Annotated in this window: 17 protein-coding genes and 1 pseudogene; 6 read left to right on the top strand and 12 right to left on the bottom strand. The window is 67.2% G+C overall.

Annotation, left to right across the window (positions count from 1 at the left end; all coding sequences use genetic code 11):
• Nucleotides 1-91: 91 nt before the first annotated feature.
• Both ACWGSR_RS07510 and ACWGSR_RS07505 read right to left on the bottom strand, forming a co-directional pair.
• Nucleotides 92-899, bottom strand: a pseudogene (locus ACWGSR_RS07510) (transposase family protein).
• A 91-nt stretch (nucleotides 900-990) separates the two neighbouring features.
• Nucleotides 991-3,903, bottom strand: a complete 2,913-nt coding sequence (locus tag ACWGSR_RS07505) for an NACHT domain-containing protein (protein ID WP_453564330.1) — start codon at nucleotides 3,901-3,903, stop codon at nucleotides 991-993.
• A 123-nt stretch (nucleotides 3,904-4,026) separates the two neighbouring features.
• On the opposite strand from ACWGSR_RS07505, the gene ACWGSR_RS07500 reads away from it, so the two are divergent.
• Nucleotides 4,027-4,236 (top strand): hypothetical protein, encoded by a 210-nt coding sequence (locus ACWGSR_RS07500; protein WP_453564327.1) that lies wholly within the window; start codon nucleotides 4,027-4,029, stop codon nucleotides 4,234-4,236.
• Between the two features lie 131 nt (nucleotides 4,237-4,367).
• Here the strand turns inward: ACWGSR_RS07500 and ACWGSR_RS07495 are convergent, their stop codons facing one another.
• Nucleotides 4,368-4,991, bottom strand: a complete 624-nt coding sequence (locus ACWGSR_RS07495) for a helix-turn-helix domain-containing protein (protein ID WP_453564324.1) — start codon at nucleotides 4,989-4,991, stop codon at nucleotides 4,368-4,370.
• Nucleotides 4,992-5,616: 625 nt separating this feature from the next.
• Here ACWGSR_RS07495 and ACWGSR_RS07490 point away from each other — a divergent pair.
• Together ACWGSR_RS07490 and ACWGSR_RS07485 are read left to right on the top strand one after the other, a co-directional pair.
• Nucleotides 5,617-5,904 (top strand): hypothetical protein, encoded by a 288-nt coding sequence (locus tag ACWGSR_RS07490; protein ID WP_453564322.1) that lies wholly within the window; start codon nucleotides 5,617-5,619, stop codon nucleotides 5,902-5,904.
• Between the two features lie 441 nt (nucleotides 5,905-6,345).
• Entirely contained in the window at nucleotides 6,346-7,167 is an 822-nt protein-coding gene (locus ACWGSR_RS07485) for a hypothetical protein (protein WP_453564320.1), read from the top strand.
• Nucleotides 7,168-7,526: 359 nt separating this feature from the next.
• Here ACWGSR_RS07485 and ACWGSR_RS07480 read toward each other — a convergent pair whose 3' ends face one another.
• The 5 genes from ACWGSR_RS07480 to ACWGSR_RS07460 all read right to left on the bottom strand — a co-directional run bounded on the left by ACWGSR_RS07480 (nucleotide 7,527) and on the right by ACWGSR_RS07460 (nucleotide 11,035).
• Complete coding sequence (locus ACWGSR_RS07480; RefSeq protein ID WP_453564317.1) at nucleotides 7,527-8,195, bottom strand: hypothetical protein; 669 nt, start codon at nucleotides 8,193-8,195, stop codon at nucleotides 7,527-7,529.
• Nucleotides 8,196-8,761: 566 nt separating this feature from the next.
• Nucleotides 8,762-9,238 (bottom strand): hypothetical protein, encoded by a 477-nt coding sequence (locus ACWGSR_RS07475; RefSeq protein ID WP_453564314.1) that lies wholly within the window; start codon nucleotides 9,236-9,238, stop codon nucleotides 8,762-8,764.
• 81 nt (nucleotides 9,239-9,319) lie between these two features.
• Nucleotides 9,320-9,562, bottom strand: a complete 243-nt coding sequence (locus tag ACWGSR_RS07470; RefSeq protein WP_453564889.1) for a DEAD/DEAH box helicase family protein — start codon at nucleotides 9,560-9,562, stop codon at nucleotides 9,320-9,322.
• A 77-nt stretch (nucleotides 9,563-9,639) separates the two neighbouring features.
• On the bottom strand, nucleotides 9,640-10,266 hold the full coding sequence (locus tag ACWGSR_RS07465) for a hypothetical protein (protein ID WP_453564312.1): 627 nt from the start codon (nucleotides 10,264-10,266) through the stop codon (nucleotides 9,640-9,642).
• Nucleotides 10,267-10,456: 190 nt separating this feature from the next.
• A complete protein-coding gene (locus ACWGSR_RS07460) occupies nucleotides 10,457-11,035 on the bottom strand; it encodes a hypothetical protein (protein ID WP_453564309.1) in 579 nt (192 codons plus the stop codon).
• Between the two features lie 222 nt (nucleotides 11,036-11,257).
• Between ACWGSR_RS07460 and ACWGSR_RS07455 the strand changes: the two genes are divergently transcribed.
• Entirely contained in the window at nucleotides 11,258-12,037 is a 780-nt protein-coding gene (locus ACWGSR_RS07455) for a hypothetical protein (protein WP_453564306.1), read from the top strand.
• A gap of 804 nt (nucleotides 12,038-12,841) precedes the next feature.
• Here the strand turns inward: ACWGSR_RS07455 and ACWGSR_RS07450 are convergent.
• The 3 genes from ACWGSR_RS07450 to ACWGSR_RS07440 form a co-directional block, all read right to left on the bottom strand.
• Nucleotides 12,842-13,654, bottom strand: coding sequence for a DUF4253 domain-containing protein (locus ACWGSR_RS07450; protein ID WP_453564303.1), 813 nt, complete (start codon nucleotides 13,652-13,654; stop codon nucleotides 12,842-12,844).
• Nucleotides 13,655-13,686: 32 nt separating this feature from the next.
• On the bottom strand, nucleotides 13,687-14,091 hold the full coding sequence (locus tag ACWGSR_RS07445; RefSeq protein WP_453564300.1) for a hypothetical protein: 405 nt from the start codon (nucleotides 14,089-14,091) through the stop codon (nucleotides 13,687-13,689).
• A gap of 90 nt (nucleotides 14,092-14,181) precedes the next feature.
• A complete protein-coding gene (locus tag ACWGSR_RS07440; protein ID WP_453564297.1) occupies nucleotides 14,182-14,715 on the bottom strand; it encodes a DUF4240 domain-containing protein in 534 nt (177 codons plus the stop codon).
• 424 nt (nucleotides 14,716-15,139) lie between these two features.
• Between ACWGSR_RS07440 and ACWGSR_RS07435 the strand changes: the two genes are divergently transcribed.
• The gene (locus tag ACWGSR_RS07435; protein WP_453564294.1) at nucleotides 15,140-15,613 is read left to right on the top strand and encodes a hypothetical protein; all 474 of its coding nucleotides are present in this window, start codon (nucleotides 15,140-15,142) and stop codon (nucleotides 15,611-15,613) included.
• 114 nt (nucleotides 15,614-15,727) lie between these two features.
• Here the strand turns inward: ACWGSR_RS07435 and ACWGSR_RS07430 are convergent, their stop codons facing one another.
• On the bottom strand, nucleotides 15,728-15,988 hold the full coding sequence (locus ACWGSR_RS07430; protein WP_453564291.1) for a hypothetical protein: 261 nt from the start codon (nucleotides 15,986-15,988) through the stop codon (nucleotides 15,728-15,730).
• Between the two features lie 390 nt (nucleotides 15,989-16,378).
• Here ACWGSR_RS07430 and ACWGSR_RS07425 point away from each other — a divergent pair, with 390 nt between their 5' ends.
• Nucleotides 16,379-18,559: a HEAT repeat domain-containing protein gene (locus tag ACWGSR_RS07425; RefSeq protein ID WP_453564289.1), complete on the top strand. Its 2,181-nt coding sequence runs from the start codon at nucleotides 16,379-16,381 to the stop codon at nucleotides 18,557-18,559.
• The last annotated feature ends 383 nt before the right edge of the window (nucleotides 18,560-18,942 follow it).

The raw sequence follows: 18,942 nt of genomic DNA, 5'->3' as shown, positions 1-18,942 counted from the left end.
CGACCAGCAGTCTCTTCGCTGAAGGCCATTCATCAAAGTTCCTTCTTTGACACCTGTGAGTCTTTCCCGGCTTGGTTGGCAGTGAGCTTTTTCATCCTGAATAGTTGCAGGTCAGCAGTGTGTGGACGGCTCGGACGATGGTGCCGATGCGACGGGTGGAGCATCGGGCTCGGCGGAGGATCCGCCAGAACTTCAGCTGCGCGAAGGCGCGTTCTCCCGGGGCTCTGAGTCGGGCGTGGTCGCGGTTGAACTGATGGTAGCGCTCGGGCTGTGCGCGGTGGTTCTTGTACGGGGTGCGGACGGTTGCGTCGGCGCCCTGGTAGGCGCGGTCGGCGAGGACGAGGATCTGCCGGGTGAGGCAGGCCTGGACGACGGCTGTGGGCCCGGGCCGCGGTCAGATCATGGGTGCGACCTGGTGTCGCACGGGAGAACCATAGTGGTGTGCCGTCGGGCCGGGCGATGACCTGCACGTTCATGCCATGTCGGCGGTGCTTCATCGAGTAGTACGGCTCATCCGCGGCGATCCGGTCGATGGGGATCAGAGTGCCGTCGCCGATGACGTGGTCGCCTTCACCGAGGCCGGTGAGCGCTTCATGGAGACCGGGCGCCCAGTCGGCCAGGATGTCCAGCGTCTCGTCGACATACCGCCAGGCCGTCGCGGTCGAGACACTGAATCAGGTCGCGAGCTGGGCGAATGTCTTGTTTTTTCTTAGGTGGGCCAGGGCGAGGAGTGCCTGCTTGAAGCAGCCGAGCCGTCTCCACGGCGAGTTCAGTTCACGCCTTCGAGCGTAGATCAGCCAGGAAACATGCTCGACCAGCTCGTGCGGGACGTCGAGCATGGAAGGATAAGGAACCAACAGGGCCCCCGGGCTGTCGGCGGTGTCGAGTGGAATCAACACCGCCAACGACCGGGGGCTCTGCCACGTCACCACCCCGACTGACCAGGCCTTATCGCCTCTCAGAGCCAGGATGAAAAAGGCTCAATGGAGGTCAAGTACCTGCTATGCGGGGTCGCGGGTAAAGGGTAATGTTGTCCGGATTGAATCCTTCCAGACCCACTATATTGCCCGCATAGTGCATGGATATATGCAATCCTTCAATCTGCTTAAGTGGGGTAATCTTGGTGTTCTCGGGTCGACTTGCGTGACAATTGACAAAAATGCTTTCAAGTCCGGGGAACAGGTCGGGAATCAGATGCAGCTGAATATCTGCATCAAATGGTGACAGTTCTAGATTCTTCAGGTTGGGTATGGATGCAGCCTGGGTGAGATCACAATCGGATATTTGAAGCCTTGTCAGATTTGGCAGCGAGGAAATTTCCTGCCACTCTGCGGCGGAGGGTTCTGAGTTGACAACTAGGTATTCCAGCAGTTGCCATTTTGAGATGCCCTTCAGTGATGCTGCAGTCCAGTCTGACATGCGCAATGTGGTCAAACCTGGTGGCGCAGGCATTTCTTCCAGGCTATCCCAAGGTAGGGTGGTATAGAGGGCAAGGTGCGTGAGCTCAGGAAGTAATTCTAGGGCGTCGAAGGAGAATCCTTCTGGAACCTGGATGAGGCTCAATCCTGTGAGCGATAGCCCGGCAAGGTCGTCAAGATGTGTGAGCTGGCGACACTCGGATATAGTTAGTTCTTTCAGGGAGGGGAGCTGGCGAATGAACTTCAAGTCTGTCAGCGCATGGCCTGAGTAAATATCCAGCTTTTGGATGTGCTGGGGTGAAAGATGCTCGATTATTTCTTCTCTGCGGAAAGATTCTGCAAAGGTGACGGCCGTGATAGGTGCCAGCAAGGGCAAGGCCTTGCGTTGATCTTCGTTCTGTACAATTAGATTCAGGCGGTTTTTGAAAGGGAGGAGAATATCGCGCGCATAAGGAGAGGCGTCAAAGTTCTTCCAGCCTTCGCCGAGTTCGTAAGGCAATGATTCGTGATTCAGGGACTGTGCGAAGTGACTGAGGAAGGCGTAGGCGTGGTCGCCGCCGATGAGGACGGCTACTGTGATGATGGGTCCTACTTCATCGGGTTCCAAACCCTGCGGTCCTGGGAGTAGGTCCAGGATGCCTGGTCCGAGTGCGGCGAGTTCTTCGGCTTCTTCGTGTGAGCGGGGAGGCATGAGGGCGCGTGCTCGTTGTTCGACGAGTTTGCGGGTGTCGGGTTCGATTTCGGTGGCGTACTGCAGGCTGGCGGCTGCCAGGAGGTGGAGTCTGCTCCTGTGTGTGTCTTCGGTGTCGCCGCGTTCGATGAGGCGGCGGAGCAAGTCAGTGCTTTCCGCCGGTCGGGCATGGGCGACAGCCATGCGGATGACGTCTTCCCACTGGTCGTCGTGGGCGTTGTTGACCAGGAGGGGGAAATCGTGGGCTTCGATGGCGGCTTTGGCGCCGAGGTAGTCCTGGAAGGTGCGGTGGACGAAGTCGATAGTGTCCATGGTGGGCTGGCGCAGGAGCCCGCTGCGGCCGACCAGATGCGTCATGACCTGCTCGGCGATGCCCTGCTCGGCGACGGCCTGCATGGCTGGCAGCGCGTCGTGGACCAGGGCCGTTGCGGTGGTTCGTTCCATCTCGGTCTGGCGGTTGCGGATGAGCCAGTAGGCCAGACGCTGCAATAGATGGACGCTCTGGTGTTCGGTGAGCTGGATACCTTCGGGGACGTCGATGCTGCGCTCGAGGTCACGGCGTACCAGCAGCATCGACAGCGCTGCCTCGTAGAGCTCCATGCGGCTGTGCGGCAGATGACCACGGCGGTCCCGGTGCAGCGCGCAGATCAGCGCACACATCAAGGGAGTGCTGGACAGTTGCGCCAGATCGCGCTGAGCACGCACTGCCAGCCGCAGCGCCGCTTCGAGGTCATCCAGTTGTGAGCGTTCGGCATCGGTTGCCGCGTTGTGCCGGGCTGCGGTATACCACCGGTGAACGAAGACCCCGATGTCGCCGGCACTCATGGGCCGTACGGACAGTTCGGTGAAGTGCGAGGGAGCCAGCCAGCCTTCCGGCACAGCGGACGGACGCGTGGTGACCACAAACCGTGCGTCCCCGTAGGCGGCCAGGAGCCGCTCGAGCCAGTCCCGCGTAGCACCCCGGTGCTCCTGGGGAACCTCATCGATGCCATCGACCAGGACGAGCGCCTCCCCCCTGGCAAGGAGACCATCGGCCCAGCCCTCAGGCTGCGCGGCGGCCAGGGGCGCACCGACCGAAGACAGAAACTCGCCCGGCTCTGGCAACGGCCCGCGCCGCACCAGCGTCCGCAGCGGCAGAACGAACGGAATCCGCCCCCGCCAGTCCGCCAGCTCCTCCGGCAGCTCATCACACGCTGCGGTGACAGCCAGCCACTGCAACAGCGTCGTCTTCCCGCTGCCGGCAAGCCCCCGCAGAAGTACACGCCGACAGCCTGCCAACGCGTGCTCGGCACGCTTCACCACGACAGACGACCGACCCCCCTCCTCACCGCCCGCAGACCAGTCCTCCTGCCGCTCCGCCAGCTCCAGACTCAGATACGCCGCGTCCAGCGGCCAGCGCGCACGCTCCGGACGGCTCAAGTCCAGCCCCACAACGGTCAGATGCGAATGCCGCTCCCTCACATAGCTGAGGTACCGCTTCTCAAACGAGGGCTGCGCCCTAGTCCCCGCCAACCTGCGCGTGGCTCTCCTCGGGTAGGCCTCACGGATTTCCAGTATGGGAGGGGCGGCTTCACGAAGAGCCAGCAGCGGGCCCACATCCGTATCCAGGGCCTTCGCCAGAGCTACCAGGGTGGCCTCGGAAGGCACCTTGCGGCCGTTCAACGCCTGGCTGACCGTTGTCCGCCCCAACCCCGTCCGCAGCAGCAACCCACCCATCTGCAGGCCCCGCTGCGCCTTGAGAGCGCGAAGGCGTAACGCCAGCTCCGCCAACGGATCCTCGTGGACATCCCCCATGCTCTGCTTCCCCGTCTCCCCGGCGGCCGTCTTCGTTCATCTTTGTTCGTCCTGAACCCCGGTGAACACCGAAACCGCAAAATTCGTCGTCGTCCGCATCATCGGTTGTCCTGGGAAGAAGACATGAACACCTCATTCACCCATCTGACCCTGCTGGCCCTGTTCCTAGCCGTCATCGCTCTCTTCTGCGCACTCGTAGGAGCGGCGGCCGGCCTGCTCGCTCGTATCGACGGAGCCACCTACGCCACCGCCCTGCTCCGCGGAGCCGTGGCCTTCGCAGGCAGTGCCACCCTGTCCCTGGCACTGCTCACCTTCATCCTTACGGCGCTGTGAACTAAATACGCCTCAGCAGTCGGAGGCGGCTATCCCCACCATGCCCCAGGTCCTGCGGTACCCCTGCTGCTCCTGGGTGAGCTCGCCTCACCTGGCTCCGGTGCTCCCTCGTCGAACTGAGGAGGTGTCTGTCAGGTCTGGTTGTTGTCGCCGGTGTGGTGGGTGGTTGCGGCGGTGGTGAGGAGGCGTTCCCAGGTGCGGGGGGTGTGGCCGTGGAGGTCTGCGAGTTCGGTGGCGATGCGGCTTTTGGGGGTGCCGGCGGGCGCGGTGGCGAGGGCTTGTGCGGCGACGGTCAGGCGGGGGTCGTTCTCGTAGGGGTGGGTTTTACGGGGGCCTTGGGGTTCGCCGGCGCGGCGGCCGCCGCCTTTGCCTTGTCCGGGTGCGTTGTCGCGGCGGTCGTGGACTTCGTGGCGGGGCCAGAGGCGTGCGCTGTAGCGGGTGGTGCCGGGGGAGAGGTGGCCTTGGGTGGCGTAGGCGCGGACGGTGCCGCTGCTGATCCCGAGGACGGCCGCGGTCTCCTTGTCGGTCAGCAGGTCCTCGGGATGCTCGCCGCCGGGTAGGTCGGGGATGGGCCGGCCCTTCAGGTAGGCCTCGGCCTGGGCGAGGTCGTAGAGCAGGGAGCGGCTGTCGGGCAGGAGGCTGGGGACGCGTTTGCGGAAGGCGGGGGCGTCGCGCCGGCGCCAGGTGGCTGGCGGCACGCCCGCGCGGGCGGCGATGTCGGCCTCGTTGATGACGGGGCGGCCGCGGGGGATCATGTCGTCTCCTTGAGGGGCTGCCGCACCGTGGGCGCGGTCGGTAGAGGTGGACGGAGCGCAGGAGCGGCTCTTCCCGGGACTGACGATGTGAGAAGCCGGCGGTGTGCCGGGGCGCTCTTTGGGCGGTCCTCCGCCGGCTTCGCTCGTTTCTGGAACCACCTCAGATTTGACATGCTCAACATTCCATCATTCTCGCTCTCCGGGGGAGGGATCTGCGGGACCTGTGGCCTGCTCCGTCATGAAGCCGTGCGTAACGGACGCCGAGAAGTAAGCAGCCGGCGCTCGGGGTGGCGGCGTGCAGCACGGGGCACCGGCCGAAGGGCGCACGGTCTTGGTTCTATCCGGCGGGTCTTGCCGGAGGGAGGCCTGCCGTAGTCTTCATGGCCATGTTCAAGTGGTGGAATGTGTTGGCGGACAATGAACGCCGGCAGTAGACGTTGGATCCGTTCGTGAGCGTGGGACCGCTGCTCTTCGGCATGAGCCCCGGCGAGACGTCAGCGGTGCTGGACGGTGTGACAGCGGAGTCCTACTGTCCCGCGTCCGAGAGCCACTCCACGATCGTGCGGGGCGACTCCTGGGAACCCGGCCTGAAGCTCTACTACTGGGGGAGCGGCTGTCGGCCATCGTGGTTGACGCGTTGCGCGGGCCACAGGTTTTCGCGGACGGTGTGGCGCTGGTCGGCCGAGTGCCTTCCGACCTGGAGAAGCGGATGGTCGACCGGGCCGAGAATCACGAAGGTGATTCGGAGCCCATCTACATGGGCGCAGGCATACCGGGGTCGGACAGCCTGGGCATTTTCATCGACGTACAGCGAGCAGGTGATCACCTGCTCACCCGGCCGGTCTTCGTGCCTTCCGAAGCGATGGACGACCCTTCCCACTTTCTTCCGCGCGATATGTGGTCACGTTACTGACCGTCCACGAGCGTTAGAGGAGGGCAATCTGCCGAACGGACGTCCATGCCGCCGCCCTCATGCACATGCCGGAGATCCGACGACGGCGGCCAGGGCGTGGCCCACCATGACGTGGCCCTTGAAGGAGCGGGAGGGCGTACAGCGGCCCTGCCCGCTCTCCTCGTTGAGGTTCGCCCGGCCGGGCCGTGATGGGGCGCGGCTGACTTCCAGGCCCCATGGCCAAGAGCAGTGCGCAGCAGTGCCGGGAAAGGCCGGCGTGGCTTTGTTGATGGGTTACGAGAGCGCAATTGCTCGGCGCCGAGAGCGTCCTTCCCGACGGGAGAGTGATGCAGCTGGGTTTTGAGAGCGCCTCGGTGCTTGCTGCGGGACCATGGGTGTGCTGCGCGGCGGAGAGGGTCTTTGCTCCTGTCGCGAGCAACCGGCGGCCTTACGATCTTGCCCATGTCGAACACATTCTCCATACCCGTCCTGCGGGGACGCGGAGCCACTACCCTGAGCTCGCAGCAGGACGGGCTGGTCCTGGAACGCCCCAGCGAGAAGCTGACGATTCCTATCAGGGCGATCGCCCGTGTCCATGCCGAGGCGCGGAGCGTCACGGTCGAGCTGAGGGCGCTCGCCGGGACGACACCGTCCCTCCACCGGATCGAGGATGTGAGTGAGGCCGCGGCCGTCACCTTCGCCGACGCCGTGAACGCACTGCTGCCTGATCCGGTCGAGGACGTCGACGGCGGCGCCCTCGTCGACGTGCTCACCTTCACCAAGACCTGGCTCGAGACGTACCGGCACAGACTCGGCCGGGTCATGCTCGGTTATCTGGGCGGGGTCCTCGCCCTGGCCCTGGCCACCGCCATCGTGGGCGACGAGCGCACCGCGGTGGCCGGCGCGGTGTTCATCGTGGCGGTCGGTGTCATGGCTGCCCTGCCCTTGTGGCTCGGCGCGGTGTGCGTAGTGCCGTGGTTCCACGAGGCTTGCCTGCGCAGGCACGGTGTGACCGTTGACGCGGTGCAGGCGGACGCCCCCATGACGTACCGGTACATGGACAGCAGCGGCACCACGCGTGTCCTCACCCACCAGAGCGTTGCCCCGTCCATCCAGGTCGCCTACGCCCCGCAAGACCTGTCGAACGTGGTCGTACTCCAGGACCCGTCCTCGCGGTTCTTCGAAATCACCCTGGGCCCCTGCTTTTTCCTCCTCGGGCTCGGCGGGATCGCGTTCGCGATCCATCTGGCCCTCACCGCGATCCAAGGCAAAACGCTCTCGTAGCCTCCCCGACACGCCCAACTGCTCCCATATCTCGCCGACACTTCAGGCATCCGCAACGGACCGGCGCTCTCCGTACCTAGAGACAATCGCTCTCCGTTCTCGCCTGCATAGCCAACCTGGGCGACTACCTGAACGGCGATCCGCGCGAGGTCGCCGAGCTCCTGGTCGACGACGCCGTCCGGCGTGCCCGCGCGCAGCGGGACCCGTACGCCGACAACGCCACCGCCCTGATCGCCCGCATCACCTGACCGGCTGCCAAGAAGGGGCGGCCACCCGGAACTCGCGGGTGGCCGCCCCTGGCCCTGGGTTCGGGAAGGCCGGCTGGAGGGTGCCGCGGCGGGGCGCGGGACTTCAGAACTTCAGACCATGGTGAGTTGCTCGTGTTCGGGCAGGTCGAGGTGCAGGATCCGGTTCTCGGGGAGGACCTGGGCGAGCCCGCGTTCTTCCGAGGCGTTCCGGGTCAGGATCAGCTCTCCTGCGAGCCCCGGGCAGGAAGCGGCGAGGCTGGGGCAGGGAAGCACGATCCCGTACAGGGTTCGCCGGTGGTCTCTCCCGAAAAGCGGGATCCCGTAGGCGTACTGCGGCCAGATCTTCAGTTCTTCCGGGATCTCCAGCCGCAGGCTCGACGTCCGCCACGCGTACTCGGCGACGGCCGAGAGCAACTCGGTCTGCTGCTTCGACGACAGCCGGCCCCACCACGCCCGAGCGGTCTGCAACGCCCGGCGCTCCCGCTCCTCCTTCTCGGCCTGCTCCCGGGCAAGGCGCGCCTCACGCTCCACCCCCTGGAACACCGCGTCCAGCGGCGCCAGGAGGTGCCCGTTCTCCTTGGCCCACCCGCGCGCGCCGGTCAGGCCCTCTTCCCAGGCGACGTCGTGGTGGGACCAGACCATGCCGAGCTTCTCCAGCTCCCGGGCCCTCTCGGGGTCCATGTCGCCGCGGGCCAGGACCCGCAGCCGGATGAACGCCGCCAACTGTGCCGGGTCGCGGGGCGTGGAGAACTTCAGCAGCGCCCTGGCGAGGGCGCTCACACTTTTTGAACCTGGCCGTTCCCACGTGTGCCGGACCCCTCCTCGGCCTTGCTGACGGGCTTGTAACGGCTCGGCCGCTGCTGCTCGCCAACGCCTCCACAACCCGTGCAACGTGTGCCCTGAGCGCCTCCAAGAGCTTGGCGAGCCCGCCGAACGCCCGGGTGATAAGCATGTTGTCCACCGTCTCCCCGGGCCCCAGGAGCACGGGGACGATGAGGGAGGCGACTTTGCCCTTGCCGGGCTGCATCCGCAGGGCGCGGCCGACGGCCTGGACGAGGTCGGGCATGGAGCCGCGGACGTCGGCCCAGTACACCGAGTCGCACCGGCGGGTGTCGACGCCTCCGCCCAGGACCTTCACCGACGACAGGAACGCCTTCTCCACCACGTTGCCGTCCTGGTCGACGCCCGTCCTCGAACTCGGTCAGGACGCGGCGGCGGTAGAGGGGCTTGTGGTCCCCGCACAGCCAGTTCGCCCAGATCGTCTTCGGGTACGGGTCGGGATCGGAGGCGTGCAGCTGCGCGGCGACGTCGGGAAGGCCGGCCGCGAACGCTTCGGCCTCGCGGACCTAGTGGTGGAAGACGAGCGTGCGGCGGAAGCCCTCCTCGGCCGACGCCTTCACCAGGGTGGTCTGCAGAGCGGCAAGCCGCGCCCCGCGGACCTGGTCCGAGCGGTCTTCCGCGTCCAGGAGCTGTGCGGCCTGGAGGGCGGTGTCGGTGACGTCCACGCACACGACCTGGTAGGGGGCACAGAATCCCCGGTCGATGGCCTCCGAGAGCGTCAGCGTGAACGCCCTGCTGCCGAAGGGCCCCTCGGGGTCGTCGTCCATGCTCGCCACCAGCTCGCCGGGTGTCCCGGCCGCGTCGTCGTCCATGCTCGCCACCAGCTCGCCGGGTGTCCCGGCCGCGTCGTCGTCCCCGAGCTGCCACAGCCGGGGCGTGGCCGTCATGTAGAGGCGGCGCAGGGACGGGATCTTCTGGTTGTCGTGGACGACCGCCCACGGCTTCCCGATCCGGCCCGAAACCCGATGGGCCTCATCCACCATGATCAGATCCCACCCCGGAAGACCTGCGGCGTGCGCGCTCCAAGATCCCCAGACCGAGCGAGGCGTACGTGGCGAACACGGTCACCTTCTCCAGGCCCCGCGTCCACTCCACCAGCTCGTCCACGTCCGTGGTGCTGGGAAAGCTTGCCTCCTCACCCCGCAGCGAGGACGCCCCGACCATCGCCCTCGGCGTCCGGCCGCGCGCCATGCGGCCTCGGTCTGCGCGAGCAGGTCCAGTGACGGGACCAGCACGAGCACCCGACTCGCATGGAACTCCTCCGCGCTGCGGGCGGCCACGAGGGTCTTGCCCGACCCGGTCGCCATGATCACCTGCGTGAGGAGCCCCCGCTCGGGCACGGTCGAGCGTGCAGGCAACTTCGCGATGACGGGGGCCGGGCCCTTCAGGCGGCGAACCGGTTGGTGTGGTCGGGCAACTGCTGCCCCGGGCGCAGGAACCGCTGGCCGTCGTGTTCGTCGTGCACCGCGAGGAACCCGGCGTCCGTCAGCCGCCGTGCGATCACCCTGCGGCGGACCGCGCCCACCTTGAACGCCACGGTGCACAACAGCGCGACCGCCCCGCCGGAGGCGACCGCTTCGACCGGCGACCTGTTGTCGATGAACAGGAGGGCGGTCAGGACCGCGCAGGCGAGGTAGACCAGGAGCCTCTGGCTCCGGTCGGCGACGTACAGGGCCATGACGTCGAAAGTGATGAGATCCTTCAGCACCGCCACGGCACCGGCCGCTTCGGGGAGCGGCTTCAGCGAGCCCTGCTTGAGCCCCGGCACTGTCTCGCCGTTGCCCGCCCGCGGGTGGGCAGTGATGGTTGCCGCCTCGCGGACGCGCGCGTCGGGCCGCGGGTCCCGGTACATCCTGACCTGGACCAGTGAGTTCTTGAACCCGGTCCTGTGCGCCATGCCGTACATATAGCCGTACTGCTCCGCCACATGCGCAAGAGCGGCCGCCTTCGGCGCGGAGCCCTGAGGGGCGAGCTCAACGATGTCCTGCTGACGGGCAATCTGCTCGAGCACTCCCGCTATGTGACGTTCCACGGACACCCTGTTCTCCACCCCCTGGGACCCCCGCGCACGGGCCCGACCGGAGCACAGCCTAGAGGGCGCGCACCGATCGAAACACGCACGGTGCCCCGACCACGGACCGGGAGAGCCCGCTTCGCGCAGGGTCAGACCCCAGCCCGCGGACCGGTGCCGCTGTTGTGGCTCAGGAGTAGGTCATGGGGCAGCCGTATCGGATGGAGTGCTGTGCGGCGCGCAGGTAGAGCGCCACGTAGAAGGCTGTGTCCCGGTCCTCGGCCCACGGCCTCGGCCGCGTCCGGGCGGTCCGCTTTGCTCCGCCGTCCAGGAACCATCGGCTCAGTGCGAGGTTCTCGCCTGCCGGTAGCGTGTCCATGGGCAGGGTGATGGTGCCGGCGAGCCGTTCGGCCAGGGTGAGTACCTGCGGGGCCCCGGCGACCACTGTCTCTTCGCCGGAGTACGCGGTGCCGAAGGGCAGGACGATCGTCTCCTCCAGCGCGAGGGGTACCAGTACGCTCCAGTCGAGGAGGGCCGACAGCTCCGCATCGGTCAGCAGCGTCCTGCACAGCGCCACGAAGTCGTCCATGGACGGGCTGACCTTCTCCTCGAACCAGCCCGGCGCCTCCCGCGCGGCCCGCGGCAGGTCGCAAGGGGGCAGCCCGCGCTGCTGCAGCTCGATGTTCAGCGCGGCGGCGATGTCCCCGTACCCGTCCTCCCCGGGCTGCGACCAGTCCTGTGCGGTGACACTCACCAGATAGACACCCATGGTCGCAACGTATCGGCCGCCGCCGACATCGATACTCGTAGGCGGTTTCGGAGGTCATGACTCTGCCACCGACTGACCCGGGCTGCCCTGCCCGATCAACACTCCCGGCCTCTCGCGTCAACCAGTGGGCGGGCGTGGCGGGTTTCGGCGGAGTGATCCGTAAGGGGACGAGAGGGCCGACATCCAGCCGTTGCGGCTGAGCCGGCCCGCTAGCATATGGACGTGCACATCCTCGACGACCCCTGCGTGTCGCCCCGTGTCGCGGCTCTCCTGACGCGGGCACGGCGTGGTTCCACGATGCCCGCCAACCGCATACGTGCGCTGGCCCGTGCGCAGACTCCCGAGGGGGATGAGGCGGCGGTGCCGTCCGGGGCCGTCGAGGCGATGATCCGTTTCGAGGAACGCTACGGCGGCCTGTGGTACCCGCTCCTTGGTTCCAACGGTATGGAACACGGCCTGAACGGCGAGGCCATCGTCTACCTCGACACCGACGGCTGGACCTTCCCGGGCATCCTCGATGGCGACGAGACCTGGCCGGTCGACGTCCTCCCCGACGGGCGCACCGCCATGACACTCGCGGGACGCCCCCGGGTCGTCAACAGCAGCATCCTTCAGCGACTGGAGGCCCACGCCCAGCTGTCACAGGTTCGAGACCGGCCCCATGTGACCTTCGCGATCGCCACCGAACCCGGCCGGGAGCCGACGGTCGCCGCAACCGTCCTTCCCGGCCTCGACACCGGAGCAACCGGGCCCGCCGACAGATGGTGGGTCAGCAGCGATGTTGCGATTCACCTGAAGCTTCACAAATGGTGGGGCGAAGAAGACGTCTGGATCGCCCGTTGCTTTACGCAGCGGGCCGAGAATCTGGCGGCCACCGCCGATGCGCTACGGCAGGCGGTGACGGGTGGCGTGTGGAGGAACGAGGATTGGTGCGGGCTGTGCACCCAGGTCAGACGGCCGGCGCAAGCCTGCCTTCCCGAAGCAGGGAAGCAGAACAGCTGATCCCATACAAGCAGCCCGCCCCCAGGGTGCATTCCCAGGGTGCGACACTTAACCTCCTGCCCGGATACAGGACGTACCACCACGCGCTCCCCACAACGGCTGTGACCGCCTCACCGGACCCGGTCGCGGACACGCTAGTCCCCCGGGGATCCCTGCGGGAACAAAGATGATTTTGCAAGGAATCCGGCCCACTTCCCGGCTACGAAGCTCCGGTCTCCTTAGTGCTCCAGTGAGATTTCGTGTTCTGAGCTGGTTCTTCTCCGGTAGTGGCAGTGTCGGGCTGTGGCTTGGTGGCGTCTGCGCCAGTGGGACCAGTTCAGGGCATGTAGGCGTCTGTCGTGGTGGGGCCGCAAAGGGGGCTGCAGAAACGGATCAGCCCTCATCCCGCTTACCGTGGCAGAAGTCCGACGGCTCCTGGACACTCTCCTGCCCCACCCACAAGCCGACCGCGACCCCATCACCCACGCACTGAAGTGGTCGGTTTGGCGCAGACGCCGCCAAGCCGTCGCCCGCCGCTGCCACTACCGAAAACGCAGATCAGGACACGATCCGCTGCTGTAGTACTAAAGCAGCCGAGCTTGCGCCATCGGGTGTTGCGAGCCCGGCGGTGCTCGTGGAGCAGCCAGGCAACGTGCTCGACCAGATCGTGCGGGACGTCGAGCATGGCAGGTTACGGAAACCTGCAGGGCCCCTTCGGTCGCCAGCGTGTTGAGTGAGATCACCACGCCAACGACGAGGGGCTCTGTCTCGTCACCACACCTGCTGACCAGCCCATTTCACCCTTCAGCACAGGATGAAAGAGGCTCAGTCCCACCAGAAGTCCCAGTGGCGGGCTCCGGTGATCCGTTCGGCGTACGCAGCCAGTGTGTACGGCCTGCTGCCCTGCCAGATGTTGTCCGGGCAGAAGGCGAAGTGCTCCGCCGCGACCAACAGAGACTCATGCTCGTCCACCGGTGGCGCGACGACGCTGAGGTGCAGCGTGGAGAACCCGACCGCAACGACACGAACACCGAAGCGGTGCTCCCAGTCACGGAGGACCGCCGAGAACTTCGCGGTGTCATTGTCGTAGTTGCAGGGCCCGGACCAGCCCACGGCCGTCAGCGCCTCGGCACCGGAGGCTGCGGCGACCAGCCCCAGACGTGTCTGTGGGCGGTCGGCGAGGAACGCGTGCGCGAACTCGGCGGCCAGTTGATCGGGATTCGTTGCCCTCTCCCGGCTGGGCGCGAGGCCGGGCCAGGTCTGTCCGAACGGAGCCGTGACGGCGAGGCGCCTGTCGGTGTCGAGTATGTCGTCGTCTTCGTCGACCGCTGTGTAGGTCGCCCACCACCGTGCGAGGAGGCCGGCAGGGTCGTGGCTTGCCAGGGAGGACATCTGCTCGGGGAAGACCTCCCCAGATCCCCATGGGCGGAACTCGACATCGCTCGGATCCAGCGAGTCGAGCAGCAGCGGCCACAGCCCGGAGCGTGTGTGTTCGGCGTGCATCCGTGTCCATAGCTCGGCCGTGGCCGGCCCGTTGCTGACCCACAGGGGCTGGACATCTCCGTTGCCCTCATCAGACGTGACCATCCGACCGGGCGGAAGCATGCCTGCAAGGCCCAGTCGGGTTTCAGGGCGCATGGAGTGGATGCTGGCGCTCTGACCGGGACGTATCACTGAGAGGGTCCCATCACTCGATCGCGGAACTGCTGGAATGCGTGCCAGCCCGATGTCTGACCCGGAGTGATCAGGCCCCCTTCGGCGCAGTCGAACGCCTTGCACTGCAGAGCCTCGGCGAGACGGAGGACGGGCGTCAGAACGTCGTCTGCGGAGCCCCGGATGTGGAGCATGACGGAGTCCACCGGTTCTTCTGAGCCGATGTTGAGCTCGATGGACCACGTGGGGCTGAAAATTTCACCCCACGCGGGGTCTGAGAGATCAGCATCGGGAACGGCCTGGGCGACAGCCGCGAGTACGTCGTCTCGCCGGCCGAGCGGATCCGGGGTGTAGTCAGTGGGGATCTCCTGCACCGAGGTGACGTCGTCGGGCAGGCGTAGGAGGATCACGTCCCAGCTCATGGTGGCCTTCCGAACAGGACTTGAGTAGCGGTTACGGTGGGTCAGCTCAGGCAGGGAGCTGTCGGAAGCACGGGATGTTGCCGCCTGCTGTCAGTACGAATACAGCGCGGTCAAGGCGGGGAGCCTGCGAGCCATTTCTTCACGATCGTCAAAATCGACGTCCCAGGCAGGGTCCAGGTCCGGGTACCGGATGGCGAAGACATCGGCGGGAAGTTCCTGGCCGGTGGCTTTCTGGTGGGCGTTCCAGGCGATGCTCAGCATCTCTTCACAGTCGAAGATTCCTTCAGGCGCGGCAGCACGAACGTCGGGGTGTGCTGCAAGTGCGTCGGGGTCCACAACGGCGCGCTCGAATACCGCGCGGCCTTGGGCGATCAGCCAGCCGCGGAAGTAATCGAAGCCATCGTCCGAGCACCCGTCGTTGAGAACGTAGGCGGCGGCCCACAGCCGATTTCGATAGGAGCCGGTCATGAGATCCCATAGGATCTGCTGTGCTGCGGTGATCTCTGGTGATGAGCGGCTGGCAAGCAGTTCGGAGGCACGGCCGGCGATGCCGGAGGCGTCCCTGGTGTCGAGCACCTGCTCGCGGGCTTCCTCGATCAGTATCCAGAACTGCTCCTTGTTCATGGGCCGCGAGCATGCCACTACGTACTGACATCGGCCTCCAAGGACGCCGGCAGCACTTGGTGCCGCCCGTCGATGACGCTACTGCCGCACGGCTCCTGCGTGGACCGGATCGGTGACCAAGCCCCGGGCCTGGCGGAGTCCGGAGAAGATCAGGAAGTGTCGGCCGCGGCCGGTCACCGACGCGCCGTTCGAGATCCCGGACTCGAAGGTCGGGCACCTCGACACTCTCTTGCACGGTTCGGGTGTGCTGAAGCTGGTCGACGCCGAGCCGGCGGGGCATCCCGGGCCGAAAGGTCTGCCGGTGCGGACCGTGACAGGCGGAAGGATTCGAACGCAGCCCTCCGGCCGGGCGCCCACCGCAAGCCGTGAGCCCAGCCAAGCTGTATACGCTGGCCTGGTCCTACGACGCCGGGGAGGGACCCACATGATCCACAAGAAGTCCGTGCAAGGCACCGTGTTAGCTGCCGCCGTCCTGGCGACCCTGGCCGTCTCCTGCGGCACAACTCCCAAGCCCGTCCGCCCGGCATCGGGCGCGGGCGCCCCCGACAGGGCCGGCGCAACCCCCTACCCGGACAACGCGTACGCGCCGTCCACCGGTGAGAAGGTCCGGGACGCCTTCGCCACCCTCCAGGCCACGCTCAACGACTCCTGCGCGAAGGACTGCGGCTACTTCCTGGGCCGTGTGAACAAGGAGCTCCAGGAGCTGGACCGGGCGATGAAGAACGATCCCAAGGGACCCGGGCACTTCCCCGAGCCGATCCAGAAGATGACCGAGCTCAACAAAACGCTCGGTGGCGACGCCTCCTTCGAGAACCTGAAGAAGCACCAGAAGCAGCTCGTCGCCACCCGTGACTTCATCAACACCTGGATGCAGGGCCACCCCGACGACTACCGCTGACCGCAGACGCTATCTGTCAGTACAGAGGCGGAGCCCCGCGGCCACGGCCAGAGCGCAGCGAAGACATCTCCTGGATGGTGGCCCCCGCCTTTCCCGGCGTTTCTCCTGCCGTGCTCATCGCGTCTTGTCGGCGCTGGGGCGCGCGGGGCGGTTGGGCTGCCGGCCGATCTGCTCGGCGACGGCCTGGACCTCCTTGTCGCCGTAGGCGGTGCGCACGCCGGAGAAGGTGTAGCCGGAGTGCCGGGCGAGTTCCTCCAGGCCGTAGGGGTGGTTGGCGTGGAACTCACGGCCGTAGGCCAGCGGTCGACGCATCTGGGCGTCGACCGCTTCCTTCTGCGCCTTGAGGCCGTCCAGTGCCAGCAGCAGCGGATCCACGCCCAGTGCCTCGCTGGCGGCCTCCAGGCGGAAGGTTTCCTCGTCGCGCAGCTCGGTCGTCTTCTCGCAGGCGTCGGTGAAGCAGGGCCTCGGGAGTCACCGAGCCCGGCTCGGGCAGCGGGTGACACAGGACGGCAAGTTCTTGAGTCGCGTCCATTTTGCGGTCATCGCAAATCTTTGCGATGACCGCAATAGTAGAATCTTGATAGGCCAGGTCGGAGCGCGCACCACGGCGCCCCGTACGCCTGCCACTCCTCCCACGCACCACAGGCTGGCACTCGCACCCTGCCCCGACCTTCCATGGCCGCTGAGGAAGATGGCTCCTGCCGTGGGACGGTGCCGTGGTCGGTTCTGTCCCGGGTGTCAGTGCCACCCTGCATAGTGCCGGTCATGATCAACGACTTGGACAGGACCGACTGGGCGTCCCTGGGGCATGCCTACGGCCCGGCCGACGACGTGCCCGGATGGCTGCGCGGCATGGTCTCGCCCGACCCCGCTATACGGGAAAAGGCGTTCAGCCGTTTCTACGGCGCCGCGCTGCATCAGGGGAGCGTGTACTCGAGCACGGTGGCCAGTGTGCCGTTCCTGTTCGCAATGGCGGACGACCCCGCGACTCCTGACCGTGGAGAAGTCGTCGCGCTGCTGCTCAGCATCGGGCGGGAAGCGGTCGACGCCGAGGAGATCTACGCCGTTATCTGCGGCGAGGACGGCGAAGAGTCCACGATTTATCCGGACACCGCGAACCTGATGCGCGAGCACGCCGACGCCTTCGTCGCCTACGCCCGTGACCCCGACCCGCGGGTGCGCCGGGCGTCGATCGAGGGCCTGGGGCTCTTCCTGGACGACGCCGGGCGGGCGGTGGCGCTCCTGCAAGGCTGCCTCGCGGAAGAGGACGGGACTGCGGAGCGGCTGCTGGTGGTGCGGACGATGGCCGACCTGGCGCTCCGTCTACCTATGGCTGCTGCGCCGACGCGGGCATGGCTGGACACGCTGGCCGACAACCCCGTGACCGATCCGGACACCCGTCTGGCGGCCCTCGTCCACCGAGCCCGCTGCGCTCCCGACTCCACCGACGACCAGACGGTGCCGACCGTGATCGAACTGCTCGGCCAGGTCACCCCCGCGCCCCGGCCCAAAGAGGGGACGCAGACGCAGCAGGATCCGTCCCGTCCGTGTGCGTGTGCGGCCGAACCCGACCCCGACCCGAACGTTCCCGGGTACGTCGCGGCCGCTTTCGCCGACCTAGAACGGCACGGGCGCGTCCACGCCACCACCCCTTTGCTGACGGCCTTCCACACGGCCCTGGGCACACGCGTCGAGGACCGAACGGCCCTGCTCTCTGCACAGCTGCGCAGCCCGGACCCGGGGACCCGCTACGACGCCATCGACATGGCACGCAGCCTGATCACCTCTCTGCGGGGCGACCACACCGCTCTGGTACGGCTCGTCGGCGACCGCCTGCTCCCCGCCGACCCCTACACCGCAGCGGCCGCGGCCGAGGCGCTCGGCTCCCTGCACACCCTTGCCGAACCGGCCCGCGAAGCCCTCGCCGCCTACGTCACCGCCCACCGGCCCGACGCGTGGGCGAGCCCGCACCGCACCGTGCGCCGAGCCCATCAGATGGCCGTGGTGGCGCTGGCCGGCCTCACCGACGAGCGGGCCCTGCCCAGCCTGCTTCTCGCGCTGGAAACCGACACCGACGTCTGGCGCGCCCTGGGCGCGGTGGGCCATCTACCCCAGTGCGCCGCGCAGCTCACACCCCGGCTGATCGGCCGCCTTGCCGACGTCGACCACTCCGGTGACTGGCCTGGTGTCAGCCCTGCGACGCTCACCTCCGCCCTCGCCAAGCTCGCCGATCCGGCAGCCGTACCCGCACTCACCAAAGCCCTCCGGGCCGCGCTCCAGCGCGAGCAGGGGCGTACCGTCGAGCCTGTCCTGAAGGCACTGGCGTCCTTCGGTCCTCGCGCCGCATCCGCCCTGAATGTCGTCCGCCCCCTCACCGACGCAGACGATATCTCCCTGCGCACCGCTACGGCGAGCGCCGTCTGGGAACTCGAACGCCGCCCCGAGACCGTCGTGCCGCTGCTGGCAGGCCTCCTCGACGCCCCCCGGAAATTCGACGCGTTCGATCTCGCCGGCCGCATCGGCCCCGGCGCCGCAGCAGTACTGCCGCGCCTGCGGCAGATCCTGAATCAGCAACTCGAGCAGAACGCGCGCAACGAGCAGAACGGCTCGGCCGCTCTGAACGACTCCTGGACCCTCGTCCATGCCGCATCCGCCCTGTGGGACATAGGCGGCATGAATGAGGCCGACACCGTCGTGCCCGCGCTGCTGGCCGCCTGGAAGAACAACAACTTCACCGCCCGCGACGTCCTCGCCTGCCTGAATCGCATGGGCCCGGCCGCACACCCCGCCCTGCCCCAGATCCAGGCCGCACTTGAGCAACCACACCGCGCCGACCCACGGTGGTCAGACGCTGTCATCTTCGACCTCGAAGTAGAGCATGCCTGCCGTGGCATCCTCGCGCGCCTAAATGGTCTTCCGGACCCGGCACCGGCCGGGAGGCGATAGGCCTCACCGCCCAGGGATCCCGCCCTCCGTGACCACCCCCCTCCGCGCGATGCCCGGCTGTCCGTTCCAGGAGCCCGGCCCGCCCGGGCAGGGTCGGTCCCAGCCCGCGCCGATATGGCGTGCGCGGGCGAGGCCCGGTGCCCAGCGCGCTCTGGAAGCAGTACCACCGGGCCGTCCGTACGTGCCGTTCCGTCGGCCTCTCCGCCCCGCCCGGGTCTTCCTGAGTGGGGCGGAGCTTGTTCTTCGGGCCGCTTTATGCCCGTCAGCGACGCCGACCTCCCCGCCTGAGCCGTCGCGGCCATCACCCGGCCACCACGGCCCCCCCGCGCGTTCTTACACCCCGCAGTACACCCCCGGACTCCTGGGAGCGGGGTGGGCGGGTG

The sequence above is a fragment of the Streptomyces sp. NPDC055632 genome, assembly GCF_053618675.1.
Note: the sequence above shows the minus strand (reverse complement) of the source record. Positions and strands in the feature narration are given on the sequence as shown.

Excerpts from the sequence above, each read along its gene's own strand:
- ACWGSR_RS07445 (WP_453564300.1), bottom strand. The coding sequence starts at position 14,091 with ATGAGCTGGGACGTGATCCTCCTACGCCTGCCCGACGACGTCACCTCG.
- ACWGSR_RS07440 (WP_453564297.1), bottom strand. The coding sequence starts at position 14,715 with ATGAACAAGGAGCAGTTCTGGATACTGATCGAGGAAGCCCGCGAGCAG.
- ACWGSR_RS07500 (WP_453564327.1), top strand. The coding sequence starts at position 4,027 with ATGAACACCTCATTCACCCATCTGACCCTGCTGGCCCTGTTCCTAGCC.
- ACWGSR_RS07460 (WP_453564309.1), bottom strand. The coding sequence starts at position 11,035 with ATGGGTGTCTATCTGGTGAGTGTCACCGCACAGGACTGGTCGCAGCCC.
- ACWGSR_RS07475 (WP_453564314.1), bottom strand. The coding sequence starts at position 9,238 with ATGGTGGATGAGGCCCATCGGGTTTCGGGCCGGATCGGGAAGCCGTGG.
- ACWGSR_RS07495 (WP_453564324.1), bottom strand. The coding sequence starts at position 4,991 with ATGATCCCCCGCGGCCGCCCCGTCATCAACGAGGCCGACATCGCCGCC.
- ACWGSR_RS07450 (WP_453564303.1), bottom strand. The coding sequence starts at position 13,654 with ATGCGCCCTGAAACCCGACTGGGCCTTGCAGGCATGCTTCCGCCCGGT.
- ACWGSR_RS07505 (WP_453564330.1), bottom strand. The coding sequence starts at position 3,903 with ATGGGGGATGTCCACGAGGATCCGTTGGCGGAGCTGGCGTTACGCCTT.
- ACWGSR_RS07435 (WP_453564294.1), top strand. The coding sequence starts at position 15,140 with ATGATCCACAAGAAGTCCGTGCAAGGCACCGTGTTAGCTGCCGCCGTC.
- ACWGSR_RS07425 (WP_453564289.1), top strand. The coding sequence starts at position 16,379 with ATGATCAACGACTTGGACAGGACCGACTGGGCGTCCCTGGGGCATGCC.
- ACWGSR_RS07485 (WP_453564320.1), top strand. The coding sequence starts at position 6,346 with ATGTCGAACACATTCTCCATACCCGTCCTGCGGGGACGCGGAGCCACT.
- ACWGSR_RS07470 (WP_453564889.1), bottom strand. The coding sequence starts at position 9,562 with ATGGCGACCGGGTCGGGCAAGACCCTCGTGGCCGCCCGCAGCGCGGAG.